Source organism: Micromonospora sp. NPDC047644 (assembly GCF_040704315.1).
In the GTDB taxonomy this organism is placed as follows: Bacteria; Actinomycetota; Actinomycetes; order Mycobacteriales; family Micromonosporaceae; genus Micromonospora.
In genome coordinates this window covers 284,424-297,475 of the sequence record NZ_JBEYSY010000008.1, presented here as the reverse complement: position 1 = coordinate 297,475, position 13,052 = coordinate 284,424, and the positions used below count along the sequence as shown (strand labels likewise).

Below are 13,052 nucleotides of genomic sequence, written 5' to 3'. Positions count from 1 at the left end.
ACTGCTGGTCACGTCATGATGCCCACCCATAGCGGGTTGCGGTCGCTGTACGGCCCGACGACGTTCACCTCGTGCGGGTCGAGCACGATCAAGCCGTCGGCGGCCCACGCTTCGAGCACCTGGTCCGGTGGTGCAGAGTCGATCCAGATCCCGTCCGGTGGGGTAACGGTCGCCTGTCGTCCCGCCCTCGGAAGGATGACAAGCCGGATCAGGTAGTCACAGTCCGGTGGGTCGTTGCGGTTCATGCTTCCAGCCGCGCCGACGTAGGCCAGTTGCCGCCGCACCCTGGCTACCCAGTCCTCATGCTCGAGCTTGGCCCGTTCGTACCCGACTTCGCCGCCAAGGTCGCTCGGCGGGTCGTAGTGCAGGAGCCGGCGGATCGCGATGCCCCGTGGGGCTCTCAGCAGCCGCCGGAACAGTGCCAGGTCCAAGGCGTCCCGGACACCGGCGGTCGCCGGGTCGACGAGCCAACGCTCCGCCAGTTGGACGATCCAGACCGTCTCGGCCGCCTCGACCGCGTTCGTGGCTTCCACCCACTGCGTATCCCTGTCGTCAGTCACGGGCCAGCACCTCGATGACGATGCTCATCAGCTCCCTCTCCTGCTCCGGTCGCGAGGGCAGCAGCCGCCGAGCGCTCGCCGTCCAGATGGAGGCCACGGGCTCCGCCGGGGTGGACGCACGGAGGCTGAACCGGGCCTGCTGCAGCGCCCCACCCAACAGGGGCGGCGGCAGCCGACGCAGAAACGCCTCGGCCTGCGGCGGTCGGTGCAGTGCCAGCCGGATCAGCGCGGCCAGGACGACCGCTCCAGGGCGTTCACCCAGGGACCGGATGGGAATCCGGCTCGGTTCAGCGTGCTGGACGTACGCGTCCTGGACGACATTCTCCACGCACCGTCTCGTCGGCGCGCTGAGCAGCGCGTCGGCGACCCAGTCGAGCGCGGCGTCCTCATCGGCGAGGCAGTCGTAGGTGGCGAACATCGTCAACTGGCTGCGCAGATACCGCTTGTCGGTCGAGTAGTTCGCATCGGATTCCCAGCCCGCGGGCGGGACGAAGTTGCGGTTGCGAAGCCCCGCGATCACGGTGGCGGCCAGGTCGAGGCTGACGGTACCCAGGCCGCCACACCCGGCGACGAGGGCGCTGGCCTTGGCCGAATGCTCCCCGAACGGACCGACCCGCCGCTCGATCTCGCTGAACACGCAGGCGTCGTCCCAGTAGTTGCCAAAGAACTTCTCGCCCGTCAGCACCTCGCAGAGGATGTACAGCCCAACCCCGGCCTGGCTGCCGCCGAACTCGCACAGGGTCGACAACCACAGCATGGCGGCGCGAGGATCACTGAACCCGTACGGCCAGGGGTCGTTCGGTGCCCGGAACAGGCCAGGCGGGTCCGGGTCGACGAATTGCACGATCCGCTGCCGACCTTGGCTCAGCGCAATTCCGATCTGGCGGCTCCCCGGGTCGCCCGGGTCGGTCTGCAGACGCTCCTGAGCGCACTGCTGCAGCCACGCGATCACGCGGCACACCTGCCCAAGGGCCACCGCGGCAGCCACCTCGTCCCGCTCGGTGGCTGTCCGATTCGGGAACGTCAGCTCGCTGAGCCGCCAGCTGGTCTGCAGCACACCGCGCACCAACGGCGGCACCGCCGCGCGAGCCGCGTCACCGGTAAGCGACTCGAACAGCACCGACCGACCCAGCCGCTCCAGCAGGTGGGTGAGCAGAGCCAGCCGGTAGCGTGCCTGATCGGCGGTCCGATCGTCCGGGCATCCGTCCACGATCTCGGTGACCCGCGCTGCGATCTCGGCCACGTCACCGCGATCGATCGAGTATTCGATCTCGTCGTTCAGGTCGGTCAACTCGTGGTGCTCCATCGTCGGCGTGCCGTCAGCCGCCGCCCGATGCAACCGCCGGGTGGCCAGCCTGATCAGAATCCTCCGGCGTCCCGCCGCCGACCGGAACCGCATCAGGACCCACAGCGAGTCAAGCCCGAAGCCGAGCTGCACGACCGTGAGCACCGCCCCGACTGCCGCGAGACCCGAGTGGGACCAGATGTCGCCCGCCGCCGCACACGTGATCCCGACGGTGGCCGTCGCCAGCCAGGACGTTGCGGCCATCGCCCGCATCAGGTCGCTGAAGGACGGCCACCGGGTCTGCGGCGTGATCGTGACCGCGAACACGATGGTCACCGCCGTCAGCATGGCCGAGAACAAACCCAGGTCGACCTGCCACACCACGTCAGCCTTGTCAGCCGGTGGTCCCACGTTGCGCAGCACGTACACCGCACCCATGCCCCCGGCGACCGCGATGATCGCAGCCCTGACCACATGCCGCCGACTGGCCAGGAACATCGATCGAGCGGGCGGCATGCGATCTCCGTTGCAGACACTGACCAAGGGGGCCCAGAACCTACCAGCGTTGTTCGATCTCCGGGTACCGTCGGTCCATTGAGCCAGCGGTTGCGGTCGGACGGCCCGGACCACGTGCATTCGGTGCCGCGCCGGCGACGAAACTGTTATCCGGGTACGGCTGGCGAGTCTCCTGAGGTGAGGAGTTGGCGGGTTCCCCCGCCAGCGCGGCATGGAACAGTGCTGCGACCACACACGAGGGAGTCGAGACGATGCGCGCAACCGGCCAGGGTGCAGCGGACGCCGCAAGGGGAAATCGGGGCGTCCACGCGGAGCCCCCACGCGGGGTGCTCGGCCGCCTCCCGATCGGCGCGCGGCGGCTGCTGTGGCCGCTCCTGGCGGCCGCCGCGGTCGCCGTACTGGTGACGGGTGTGCTCGTCGTGGTGCAGCCGACCGGGCCGACGCCCGCCCCGGCGGCGACGCAGGCGCTCGACGCGCCACCGTCCGCCAGCCCGCTGCCGGGCACCCCCGCCGCGACCACGCCCGCCGCCACGGCGAGCCCGACGGGGACGGCTCCCCCGTCGACGCCGGCGGCGAAGCCGACGACCCGGCGTCCGGTCGCCCCGGCGGCCACCGCGGTGACCTCCAAGCGCAAAGGCGTCGGCGTGTGGACCTTCGACGGCGTCAACCAGGCGTTGGCCAGCTCCGGGGCGAGTTGGTACTACACCTGGGACGTGAAGCACCAGGGCGTCACCAGCCCGCAGGGCACCGAGTTCGTCCCGATGATCTGGGGAGCGAAGAGCGTCACCGCGAGCAATCTGCAACAGGCCAAGCAGAACGGCCGTTACCTGCTCGGCTTCAACGAGCCGGACCTGAAGGGCCAGGCCGAGATGACCGTCGAGCAGGCGCTTGAGCTGTGGCCGCAGTTGCAGGCCACCGGCCTGCCGCTGGGCAGCCCGGCGGTGGCCTGGGGCGGCGACCGGCCGGGCGAGTGGCTCGACCGGTTCATGGCCGGGGCCAAGCAGCGCGGCTACCGGGTCGACTTCATCGCCCTGCACTGGTACGGCGGGGACTTCACCACGGCCAACGCGGTCAACCAGCTCAAGTCGTACCTCCAGGCCGTGCACGACAGGTACGACCTGCCGGTCTGGCTCACCGAGTTCGCCCTGATCGACTTCTCCAACGGCGTCCGTTTCCCCACCCAGGCACAGCAGGCGGCGTTCCTCACCGCGGCGACGAAGATGCTGGGTGGGCTGTCCTGGCTGCAGCGGTACGCGTGGTTCGGCCTGCCCGCCACCGACAAGGACCAGACCGGCCTGTTCCGCACCGGCAGCACCGCCACCGCCGTCGGTCGCGCCTACCAGGCGGCGCGCTGAGACATCGGCACCGCTGGCGCGAGGGCTGCGACGTGACCATACTCAGCCGACATGGAGAAGGCCCGTAGCGAGCTGGGCAGGGACCTGGCGCACGCGCTGCGTACCGGTCCGTTCTCGGCGGCCCTCCACCTCGCCATCGAGGACCGCGGCATGCGGCTGGAGGAGATCCAGGAGAAGCTGTCGACGGCCGGGGTCAGCGTCAGTCTCACCACGTTGAGCTACTGGCGACGCGGTCGCAGCCGGCCGGAGCGCCCGGAGTCGATCAAAGCGGTCCGGCTCCTCGAGGCGATCCTGTCGCTGCCGGCCGAGTCGCTGATCGTGCAACTCGGCCCGCGCCGGCCTCGTGGCCGCTGGCTGAGCCAACCACCGGGAACGATTGAGATCGACCGCCTCTTCAGCGACGGCACCAGCGTCGCCAAGATGGTCGCCGAGGTCGACCGGTGGTTGTACCACGAGCTGACCCGGCTCAGCCTGCACGACCTCTACGTGGTCGGCGACCGACGCCAGGAGATCAGCTTGACCTGCCGGCAGGTGCTGCGGGCCAACACCGACCGGGTCTCGCGGACGGTGGGCATCTTCCGCTCCGACGACCTGACGGCCTCGACCCGGATCAACGCGGTCCGCAACTGTCGGGTCGGCCGGGTCCGTGGAGACCACAGCTCGGGCCTGCTCGTCGCGGAGATCATCTTCGACCGAATGCTGGCCCAGGGCGACACCGTGGTCATCGAATACGACTTTCTCAGCACCTCGCAGGAGCCGACGGACAACTACTACCGGGGATTCTCCACCCCGGTCAGTGAGTACGTCCTGCAGGTGCAGTTCGACCACGACGCCGTACCGGCCCGCTGTCACCGCTTCGAACGACGGGGCCTGCACGCGCCCGACCAGGGTGTCTGGGAGGCGTGGATCGGGTCCACCCACGGGGCCCACCTGATCGCATCCGACGTCCCGCCGGGGATCGTGGGCATGCGCTGGGAATGGGAGTGAGTGACCTTCGGCCACTCACTCCCATTCCGGCGCCGTCGGTCAGCTCACGCTGATCGTCGCGTCGTCGATCACGAAGCTGGTCTGGTACGACCAGTCCTCCACCCCGTTGAACGTCAGCGTGGCGGTCTGCCCGCCGAACTGGCCGACGTTGATCGCCTTCTCGACGTAGCCGGTGGTCCTGTCCAGGTTCGAGTAGCTGGCCACCGTGGTGCCACCGAGGGTGACCGTCAACCGGTCGTAGGCCAGGTTCTCGTACTCGGCGGTGGTGATCCGGATCCAGAACCGCAGCGTCGCGGTGGCACATCCGGCCGGGATCGTCAGCGACTGCGACACGGTGTCGGTCTGCACCCGGCCGCCGCCGTTCAGCCAGGCGTTACGGGTGCCGGAGCGCGCCGGGTACTGCGACCAGGTGCCGATCACGTTCGCCGTCGCGGTCCACGGCGAGGTGCCGCTCTCGAAGCCCGGGTTACCGACGAGCTGCGCCGGCGTGCAGCCACCGCCACCACTGGTCACCGTCCAGGTGAAGGTGGCCTGCGCGGTCCGGCCCGCCGCGTCGGTGAGGGTCACCGTCACGTTCGAGGTGCCCGCCGTGGTGGCGCTGCCGGTGATCCGCCCGGTGGACGTGCTGATGGTGAGGCCGGCCGGCAACCCCGAGGCGCTCCAGGTGTACGGGGTGGTTCCCCCACTGCCCTGCACCTGCACGTCGACCGCTTGGCCGACAGCCGAGGTGCGGTTACCCGGGTTGGTCACCGACGGGCTGCCCGGACCGGGATCGGTGCCACCGATGAACCCGGTGTAGAGCAGGACGTTCGGCGAGCCGCTGCCCGGGCTGGTGATCTTGCTGGTGGTGCCGTTGTCCACCAGCGCCGCCCGAACCTGGGCGGGAGTCGCAGTGGGGTTCGCTCCGAGATACAACGCCGCCGCACCGGCCGTGTGCGGTGACGCCATCGAGGTGCCCGTCATCGTGGCGCTGCCGTTGTTGCTGGAGTAGGACGCCGAGACGATGCTGGTGCCAGGAGCGAAGATGTCCAGGCAGGAGCCGTAGTTGCTGCTGCTGTTGCGTGCGTCGGAGCTGGTGCTGTTGCCGACCGTGATGGCCGCGGTGACCGCCTGGGGGCTGTAGTAGCAGGCATCGTCCGAGGAGTTGCCGGCTGCCTGCACGAACTGCACACCCGAGCCGATCAGGCTGGTGACGGCACTGTCCATCGCCTGGCTGGTGCACCGGCTGCCGCAGCCGATGCTGTAGTTGACCACCGCTGGCTTCTGCGCGTTGGCGCGTACCCAGTTGATTCCCGCGATCAGGTCGTCGTTCGTTCCGCTGCCCTGGCAGTTCAACACCCGCACGGCGACCACGCCGGCCTTCTTCGCGATTCCGTATGTGGTGCCCACGGCGGTGCCGGCGACGTGCGTGCCGTGTCCGTGGCAGTCCTGTGGGGTGCTGTCGTTGTCCACCATGTCGGTGCCCTGCCGCACCCGGCCGGTGAACTCGGTGTGGTTGGCGTTGATGCCGGTGTCGAGGACGTAGACGGTGACCCCCTGGCCCGGGTTGGCCGGGTAGGTGAAGGTCTGGTTCAGCGGCAGGTTGCGCTGGTCGATCCGGTCGTCTCCCCAGTTCGGCGGGTTCGTCTGGGTGTCGAGTACGCCGATGCGCTGGACCTGCTCGACGGACGCGACGGACGGATCGGCGGCCAGTCGTTGCGCCTGCTTCGCGGCCATGGTCACCGAGAAGCCGGGCAGGGCCGACGCATAGACGTGTCGGGTCTGGCCACCGAAGCGGCCGGTCAGCTCGCGGGCTTTGGTGTCGACGGCAGAGGCCACCAACGCCGTGGACTTCAGCGTCACGATGTAGCGGTCGGCCACCGCGTTCGGGCCGTCCGCGTACCTGATGGTGCCGGTCGGCTCGGCCTGGGCCGGGCCACCGACGCCGATGGCCCCGGCCAGCGCCAGAACGAGCGCGAAGCCAGCGGCTGGGAGTCGTTGCAACACGGGTGATCTCCTCCAAGGTGCCGACTCCGCGATTCGCGTCCGGGTGACGTCGAATTCGGAGGGCTGCGCCGAAAGGTAGGAGGAGACGCGGCAGTGCGAACAGCCCGGTTAACAACGATCGATGTTTCGTAACGTCAAAACTGTTTATGAGCCTCCACCCGACACCTACAGCACGTCGACGTGGTCTCGCCATGAGTGCCGCGGCTCGTAGCCCAGCACCCGGCGGGCCTTGTCGATGCTGAGCAGGGTCTCGTGCTCACCCAGCTCCTTGCGGATCTCGACGCCCGGGTAGACCTCGGCCATCAGGCTGGCGCTGGACCGGCTCATGACGGTGTCGGCGTTGGCGATGACGAAGACGTCGGCACCGGGCTGGTCGTGCGCGAGCGCGCGCTCGACCGCCTGGGCCCCGTCGCGGGCGTCGATGTAGCCCCACAGGTTCCACCGGCGCAGCTGCGGGTCGGCGTCGAACGAGGGAAACGGCGCATAGTCCTCGACGTCCATCACGTTGGAGAAGCGCAGACCCACCATGACCAGCTCCGGGTCCCATCGGCAGAAGTGCCGGGCCATCTCCTCCTCAAGTGCCTTGTTCAACGAGTACGTCGACTCGGGGCGCGGCGCGTACTCCTCGTCGACCGGCGCGTACGGCGGCGGTGTGTCGAACGGCAGCCCGAGCACCGTCTCGCTGGACGCCCAGACGACCCGCTTGATCCCGGCCGCGCGGGCGGCGGCGAACACGTTGTACGTGGCGGCGGAGTTGTTCGCGAACGTCGTCGCGTTCGACATCAGACCGGGGGCCGGGACCGCCGCCAGGTGCACGACCGCGTCGACGCCGCCCGCGTGCTCGTCGGCGCCTCCGGTGAACGCCTCCACCACCTGCCCGTAGTCGGTCAGGTCGACCAGGAGGAACTCGCCGTCCACGTCGCGGGGGTCGCGACCGCCGGCGCGGTCCACCGCCAGCACGTCGACACCCGCGGCCCGGAGGTGGGCGACGACGGCGCGGCCGAGCTTTCCGGTGGCGCCGGTGACGACGACACGCCTGGGCAGTGCGGAGATGCTCATGACCCCATCTTCGCCGCCGTCGGTGGCAGCCGGGCGGCGGGGTGGGCCGGGCCCGCCGCGCCGCGATCGCGATCCGAGCGCGATCGGGCGGGCAGGTGCGTAACGTGCAGGGGTAAACGTTGTCGCGACGAGGAGACTTCATGTCCAAGCCACCGCTTCCCGAGGCCGCGATCGCCATGCTCCGGAAGCCGAACCCGGCAGTGATGACCACACTTCGCAATGGTGGTCAGCCGGTGTCCGCCGCCACCTGGTACCTGTGGGAGGACGGCCGGATCCTGGTGAACATGGACGAGAGCCGCCGCCGGTTGGAGCACGTCCGCAACGACCCCCGGGTGTCGCTGACCGTGCTCGACGAGGCTGGTTGGTACACCCACGTCAGCATCATCGGGCACGTCGTCGAACTGCGCGCCGACGAGGGCCTGGCGGACATCGACCGGTTGTCGAAGCACTACACGGGCAACGCCTACCCGCGTCGGGAACGCGCCCGGGTCAGCGCCCTGATCGAGATCGACCGCTGGCACGGGTGGGGCGAGCAGAAGGACAACAACCAGGTCGGCTGAGCGTTGCGGTCCGCCCTGTCGCCTCGACGGCTGCCGTCGGGGCGACAGGGTGCCGGCCCTCAGGGCGTCAGGGCGGGGGCGGACCGGGCGCCGGCGCGGTTCACCAGGTAACCGAAGGCCGCCGCGGTGAAGAACATGACGATGCCGTAGACGGCTCCGGGGATCGCCATCTGGGTGCTGTTGAGCAGCGCCGGGCTGAGCGCGATCGTGATGGCCAGGGTGCTGTTGTGGATGCCGATCTCGAAACCGGCGGCCGTCGCGGCGCTCCGGTCGACACCGGCGAGGCGCGGCACCCCGTACCCGATGGCGAGGCTGAGCAGGTTGAAGGCGAGCACGGCCAGGCCGACCGAGACGAAGTAGTCGGCGATGTTCTCCCGGTCGCCGAGCACCGCGCCGGCGATCACCGCGACGAGGACGACGACGGAGAAGATCCGGACCGGGCGGTTCAGCCGCTCGGCCACCTGTGGCACCCGCGCCCGGATGAGCATGCCGATCGCGACCGGGACGAGCACGATGGCGAAGACCTGGAGCACCTTGTCGAACTGCAGGCCGATGCTCCTGCCGTCGGGCAGGAAGTACGCCGCCGACAGGTTGACCAGGATCGGCAGGGTGAACACGGCGAGCACCGAGTTGATGGCGGTCAGGGTGATGTTCAGGGCCACGTGCCCGCCGAACAGGTGGCTGTAGAGGTTGGCGGTGGTGCCGCCCGGTGACGCGGCGAGCAGCATCATGCCGACGGCCAGTTCGGGTGCCAGGTCGAACGCGAGGACGAGGCAGAAGCAGATCGCTGGCAGCACGAGCACCTGGCAGACCAGGGCGATGACGGCGGCCCGCGGGTGCTGGGCCACCCGGCGGAAGTCCGCCATGGTGAGTCCGAGACCCAGACCGAGCATGATGATGCCGAGGGCGACGGGTAGTCCGATCAGTGTCAGGGCGGAGTCCATGGCACAACATCGTTACCACCGGGTAACGCGTTCACAATCCCCCGTGCGGACGGACGCCTCTTGACCGCAGACGGTGACCGGCTTAACTTCATCAATCAGATAAGTCTCTTAACTAATGCTGCTTGATGTCCTGTGGGAGTGTGCCGATGCGACCATTCCGTCACCGCCGTCTCGCCGCCGTCGTCGCTCTGACGACCCTGCTGATCACCGCCGCCCCACCGACCGCCGCGAACGCGGGCGGCAAACCGGAACGCGCCGGCTACCACCGGGTCGGCTACTTCACCCAGTGGGGCATCTACGGCCGGGCCTTCCCGGTCAAGAAGCTCGAAACCTCCGGGGCGGCGAGCCGCCTCACCCACCTCAACTACGCCTTTGGAAACGTCACTGAGGACGGTCGCTGCTACGTCGACGGTGGGCCGGGTGAGGGCGACGCCTGGGCCGACTACCAGCGCCCCGTCCCCGCCGAGGAGAGCGTCGACGGTGTCGCGGACGCCCCGGGCCAGGCGCTCAACGGCAACTTCGGCCAACTCGCCAAGCTGAAGGCCAAGCACCCCAAGCTGCAGGTGCTGATCTCGCTGGGCGGCTGGAGCTGGTCGACGTACTTCTCGAACGCGGCCGCCACCGACGCGTCCCGCAAGGCGTTCGTCACGTCCTGCATCGACCTCTACCTCAAGGGCAACCTGCCGGGCACCACCGCCGGTGCCGGGGCCGGCGTCTTCGACGGCATCGACCTCGACTGGGAGTGGCCCGGCTCGGACGGTGAGCCCGGCAACGTCATCCGCCCCGAGGACCGGGAGAACTTCACCAAGCTGCTCGCCGAGTTCCGCCGGCAGCTCGACGCGTACGGGCGCACGACCCGCGCCCACCACCCGCTGACCGCGTTCCTGCCGGCCAGCCCGGCCTTCATGGATGCCGGCTACGAGGGCCGCAAGATCTTCAAGTACCTGGACTTCGCCACCGTGCAGGGGTACGACTTCCACGGCGGCTGGGACGCACGGGCCAACCAGCAGTCGGCGCTGCGCGTCCCGGCGGGCGCCCCGGACAACCCGGACTTCTCCGTCGAGGTCGCCATCGACGGGTGGATCGCCCGAGGAGCGCCGCGCGACAAGCTGGTGCTCGGCATCCCCTACTACGGTCGCGGCTGGACCGGCATCACCGGCGGCGGCAACGGTCTGTTCCAGCCGGCCACCGGGCCAGCGCCGGCCACCTTCGAGGCCGGCTACGAGGACTACAAGAACCTCAAGACCCTGGCCGGCAACGGCTACACCGTGCACCGCGACCTGCGCGCCGGGCACGCCTGGCTCTTCGACGGTACGACGTTGTGGACGTACGACGACCCGGCTGTCGTGCTGCAGAAGACGCTCTACATCCGACGGGCCGGCCTGGGCGGCGCCATGATCTGGTCGCTCGACGGCGACGACGACAACGCCACGCTGACCAAGACGATCGGCCTCGGTCTGACGACCTGGTAGCCGTACCCGATCCACCCGGCCCGCCGCCGACCGATTCCTCGGCTGGTGGCGGGCCGGCACTGCGTCACGCCGTCGGGCTGCTGTTACCCGACGTGCCGAGGTGGATGTCGACGTCGGCGGCCCCGGTCATCTGGTCGTACGCCCTGGTCTTGAGCCGGTTGGTCTGCACCTCGCCGTCGAGCAGCGCTGCCCGCAGCGCCTCCGCGTCCGTGATCTCCCTGCTGGTGACCGCGTCGGCCGCGGTCGTCGCACCCTGCACGACCTCCAGGTGAGTGCCGTCGGTGGGCATCAGCTCGGCCCACTTGGCAAGGCAGTAGACCCGCTCCGGCACCTCCTGGCACTCGCTGCCCAGGTCGGGCATCTCGTCGCCGGTGCCGAGGTGACTGGTGCGGAACGCGGCCAGTTCGTCGACGAACGCGGCCAGTTGCTCCTCCACCGCCGGCGCGAGCCGGGTCGCCACCGCCTTGCCGAAGATCCATCGCAGCGCGGCAAGCTCCATCCCGGCCCGCACCGGGAGGTAGAGCTTGGCCCAGCTGGCGTTGAGGAAGTCACTCGGGTCGCGCTCGGGGGCACGGGCGTCACCGGCCGACCACCAGCCGGGGTACGACACGAACGAGGCGCGCTCCCAGTCGAAGACCCGGTGCCAGAAGTCGATCTCCCACGCCTCGTCCCGCACACTGGCCGGGAAGTGCGCGTCGACGATCTGCGAGACCATCTCGTTGACCGGTGAGTAGCCGCCGCGCAGCCGCGCCTCGAACTCGTCCCCGGCCTCCTCGGCCGCCGCCAACACCGCGTCGCGGGTGTCCTGCCAGTCCTGCAGATCCGTGAGATAGCCCGCCACCAGCGCGTTGTACGCGGCGTCGTCGGCATTCTGGTCGACCAGCGTCGGGGTACGCCGGAACGTGGCGGCGAGCTGCACGTCGGCGCCGGGACCGGCGAGCCAGCTGGCCGCGCCGACGTGGATGCGTACCCGCAGTGCGGGCTGACCGTTGGCGTCGGTGACCACCGGAACGCCGACCACCCGAGCCGCGATGCCCGACGGCGGCCGACGGGTGATCAGGTTGAGGCTCTGCCGGATGCTCTCGATGTCGCCGTCCCACTCCCACCCGCTGTCGAAGGTGACGTCGATGTCGTAGTCGGCGCTCATGTCGCCGGTGAAGCCCCACTTGTCGAGCGTGACCACCGGGGAGTGGATGGTGCGGGTCTCCACGGCGGCCGGCACGCCGGGTGCCGGGCGCACCGGCTTGACCGGCATGGTGGGCAGCGCGGCGAGAGCGTTGTCTCTGATCCGCTGGCGCCCGTCGGTGATCTTCTTGGCGAACGCCAGCGCCGGGTCCTTCACCGTCGGCGCCCAGCACACCCGGGCGCCGTAGCGTTCGTGGGCCAGCTCCAGGCGTTGCAGCACCTTGAAGTAGTGCAGCGTGATCGGCGTCACCCGGTTGGGATTGCGGACGGTCCGCTTCGAGGTCGACTCCATGCCGGTCTCGCTCACCAACTTGAAGTCGGTCTTGTGCTGGGTGCGGTAGCGGGCGGCGACCTTGGAGGTGGCGGTCTGACTGTCCTTCACCGCGCGGCGGCTGGTCTCCTGGCTGGCCGCCGTCACGCTGCGCGTGTAGCCGATCGTGTGGCTGGCGTTGAAGGTGCCCCAGACGCCGGTCGGGCTGGTGTACTGGCCGGTGTGGCTGGCGTTGAGCCCCCAGGTGTCGGTGAGCGACTTCTGCCGCTCGAAGCCCTCCTGCAGTTCCGTGGTGAGCGCGCTGGTCAGCTCGACGTCCGTCTGCCTCTCGGTCTCGGCCTGCTCCTCCAGGGTCAGCTCACGCTTGGTGTAGGTGCGCTGCTCCAGCACCGCCTCCTCGCCGGGCGCGAGCGCCAGCGCGTAGACGTGCTCGCCGAGCGCGAAGCCCACCGGCCGGATCCGGGTCCGGTCGAGGAACGCGATGCCCACGTCGGACTGGAGCAGACCGGCGACGAACTCCGCCTCCTGGTCACCGAGGATGCTCTGACGCCGAGCCGGCGGCTCCCGGTGGATCATGCCGGAGTCCTGCCCCGGCAACGCCGCGTCGGCGGCGTCCATGTCGTTGGCCTTCCACAGCCCCGACAGACCGAGTTCCTTGAGCAGGTGCGGCAGCCGATCCTGGGACAGCCCGCCGTACCGCATCGCCTCGATCAACGCCTGCTTGACGTAGAAGGGCAGCAGCGGCGTCTGCCCGTCGTCGAAGGTGAGCTGGACCGGCACGAAGTAGTTGGAGTAGACGTAGCGGTCGGAGTGCGCGGTACTGAACCCCAGCGTCGCCAGGTCCGCCTCGGCGACGACGACTTCACCCATCG

At 69.5% G+C, this 13,052-nt stretch carries 10 protein-coding genes; 4 read left to right on the top strand and 6 right to left on the bottom strand.

Annotated features, from left to right (window positions below):
* Positions 1-8 precede the first annotated feature (8 nt).
* Together AB0877_RS15845 and AB0877_RS15840 are read right to left on the bottom strand one after the other, a co-directional pair.
* Positions 9-560, bottom strand: coding sequence for a hypothetical protein (locus tag AB0877_RS15845; RefSeq protein ID WP_366609363.1), 552 nt, complete (start codon positions 558-560; stop codon positions 9-11).
* Positions 553-2,361: a hypothetical protein gene (locus AB0877_RS15840; protein ID WP_366609361.1), complete on the bottom strand. Its 1,809-nt coding sequence runs from the start codon at positions 2,359-2,361 to the stop codon at positions 553-555. Before AB0877_RS15840 ends, AB0877_RS15845 begins: the two co-directional genes overlap by 8 nt.
* 326 nt (positions 2,362-2,687) lie before the next feature.
* Between AB0877_RS15840 and AB0877_RS15835 the strand changes: the two genes are divergently transcribed.
* Together AB0877_RS15835 and AB0877_RS15830 are read left to right on the top strand one after the other, a co-directional pair.
* The gene (locus AB0877_RS15835; RefSeq protein WP_366609359.1) at positions 2,688-3,716 is read left to right on the top strand and encodes a glycoside hydrolase family protein; all 1,029 of its coding nucleotides are present in this window, start codon (positions 2,688-2,690) and stop codon (positions 3,714-3,716) included.
* Positions 3,717-3,767: 51 nt separating this feature from the next.
* Positions 3,768-4,703 (top strand): hypothetical protein, encoded by a 936-nt coding sequence (locus AB0877_RS15830; protein WP_366609357.1) that lies wholly within the window; start codon positions 3,768-3,770, stop codon positions 4,701-4,703.
* A gap of 39 nt (positions 4,704-4,742) precedes the next feature.
* Here the strand turns inward: AB0877_RS15830 and AB0877_RS15825 are convergent, their stop codons facing one another.
* Positions 4,743-6,689, bottom strand: coding sequence for a S8 family peptidase (locus AB0877_RS15825; RefSeq protein ID WP_366609355.1), 1,947 nt, complete (start codon positions 6,687-6,689; stop codon positions 4,743-4,745).
* Positions 6,690-6,854: 165 nt separating this feature from the next.
* On the bottom strand, positions 6,855-7,748 hold the full coding sequence (locus tag AB0877_RS15820; protein WP_366609354.1) for an NAD(P)-dependent oxidoreductase: 894 nt from the start codon (positions 7,746-7,748) through the stop codon (positions 6,855-6,857).
* A gap of 140 nt (positions 7,749-7,888) precedes the next feature.
* On the opposite strand from AB0877_RS15820, the gene AB0877_RS15815 reads away from it, so the two are divergent.
* On the top strand, positions 7,889-8,308 hold the full coding sequence (locus AB0877_RS15815; RefSeq protein WP_366609352.1) for a PPOX class F420-dependent oxidoreductase: 420 nt from the start codon (positions 7,889-7,891) through the stop codon (positions 8,306-8,308).
* 59 nt (positions 8,309-8,367) lie between these two features.
* Here AB0877_RS15815 and AB0877_RS15810 read toward each other — a convergent pair whose 3' ends face one another.
* Positions 8,368-9,252, bottom strand: coding sequence for a bile acid:sodium symporter family protein (locus tag AB0877_RS15810; protein WP_366609350.1), 885 nt, complete (start codon positions 9,250-9,252; stop codon positions 8,368-8,370).
* 146 nt (positions 9,253-9,398) lie between these two features.
* Between AB0877_RS15810 and AB0877_RS15805 the strand changes: the two genes are divergently transcribed.
* Positions 9,399-10,724: a glycoside hydrolase family 18 protein gene (locus tag AB0877_RS15805; protein ID WP_366609349.1), complete on the top strand. Its 1,326-nt coding sequence runs from the start codon at positions 9,399-9,401 to the stop codon at positions 10,722-10,724.
* A gap of 64 nt (positions 10,725-10,788) precedes the next feature.
* Here AB0877_RS15805 and AB0877_RS15800 read toward each other — a convergent pair whose 3' ends face one another.
* On the bottom strand, positions 10,789-13,050 hold the full coding sequence (locus tag AB0877_RS15800) for a hypothetical protein (protein ID WP_366609348.1): 2,262 nt from the start codon (positions 13,048-13,050) through the stop codon (positions 10,789-10,791).
* Positions 13,051-13,052 lie beyond the last annotated feature (2 nt).

Bases quoted from the DNA above. Each gene is read 5' to 3' on its own strand.
- AB0877_RS15840 (WP_366609361.1), bottom strand. From the start codon at position 2,361: ATGCCGCCCGCTCGATCGATGTTCCTGGCCAGTCGGCGGCATGTGGTC.
- AB0877_RS15830 (WP_366609357.1), top strand. From the start codon at position 3,768: ATGGAGAAGGCCCGTAGCGAGCTGGGCAGGGACCTGGCGCACGCGCTG.
- AB0877_RS15820 (WP_366609354.1), bottom strand. From the start codon at position 7,748: ATGAGCATCTCCGCACTGCCCAGGCGTGTCGTCGTCACCGGCGCCACC.
- AB0877_RS15815 (WP_366609352.1), top strand. From the start codon at position 7,889: ATGTCCAAGCCACCGCTTCCCGAGGCCGCGATCGCCATGCTCCGGAAG.
- AB0877_RS15810 (WP_366609350.1), bottom strand. From the start codon at position 9,252: ATGGACTCCGCCCTGACACTGATCGGACTACCCGTCGCCCTCGGCATC.
- AB0877_RS15805 (WP_366609349.1), top strand. From the start codon at position 9,399: ATGCGACCATTCCGTCACCGCCGTCTCGCCGCCGTCGTCGCTCTGACG.
- AB0877_RS15800 (WP_366609348.1), bottom strand. From the start codon at position 13,050: ATGGGTGAAGTCGTCGTCGCCGAGGCGGACCTGGCGACGCTGGGGTTC.